Here is a 1,114-nt window from a genome sequence, read left to right on the forward strand (position 1 = left end):
ATGTCTGATAGGTATTTAGACAATATTTCTTACAATTTTTGATATTTATAAGGTTGCTCTACAACAGCCCATAATCGATGACTAAAGTCTCTAGGAGCCATTAGCTATAACAGATGTACCAATATTTTGAACGCTTGATAGACACCAATTTTAAACCTTACCGTTATCGCGGTATAGCTACAAAAATATGTTACATTATACCGCGACCTTACGGCTATGATGAGGCGCAGGCCTGCGATTCGGCGGTACTGCTATATAGTAATAAGATACAACCATCAGCCTCAGTATGACTAAGATCGATCATATACTTGTTTGATAGATCAGCATGGATATGGCTAATTTTGTGTTAAACACGATCAATCTATCATCACCTTAATATGAACACGATGCGATGTCAGTGTCATTTTTATCATAGTAATCTGACGATATGATGATTTTTCACCTATAAAAACCCACATATAAAAACCAATCTAAGGATAGAGTATGAGCGCCAGCCTAACGACCACTTTTGATGATAAGAACTCTGAAACATCAACCCTGACTAGCCCAACTTTGGTTTTAAACTGCGGCTCGTCTTCCATCAAATACGCGTTGATTAGCGATGACAACTCTACTCGTATCACCGGTCTTGCCGAAAACCTAGGTCTCGATACTGCCCGTATTAAACACACGACCCTAAACGGTGAAAAACTTGAAATCTCTATCCCTGGTGGTCGCCATAAGCTGGCACTACAAAAAATCCTTGAGCTACTAGAGCAGTACCACTTCATCGCCGTCGGTCATCGTGTGGTACATGGTGGTCGCGAATATTCTAAAGCTGTTCGCGTTGACGAGCATGCATTAGCAGAAGTGAAGCGCCTCAAGATACTAGCTCCGCTACACAACCCTGCAAACGCCCTAGGTATCGAAGCGGTTCAGGCGATCTATCCTGATATGCCACAAGTGGTGGTGTTTGACACCGCTTTTCACCAAACCATGCCGCCCGTTGCTTTTCGCTATGCGTTGCCAAAATACCTATACGAAGAGCATAAAATTCGTCGCTATGGTTTTCATGGTACGTCTCACGCCTATGTCTCAGAACGTGCCAGCCAAATCACCGAGGCAAAAGGCCCAC

At 43.0% G+C, this 1,114-nt stretch carries 1 pseudogene; it reads left to right on the top strand.

What is annotated here, in order from left to right:
* Positions 1-483: 483 nt before the first annotated feature.
* Positions 484-1,114 (top strand): annotated as a pseudogene (locus ACS8FC_RS14710) (acetate kinase); the annotation flags it as partial.

Source organism: Psychrobacter sp. 1Y4 (assembly GCF_051847555.1).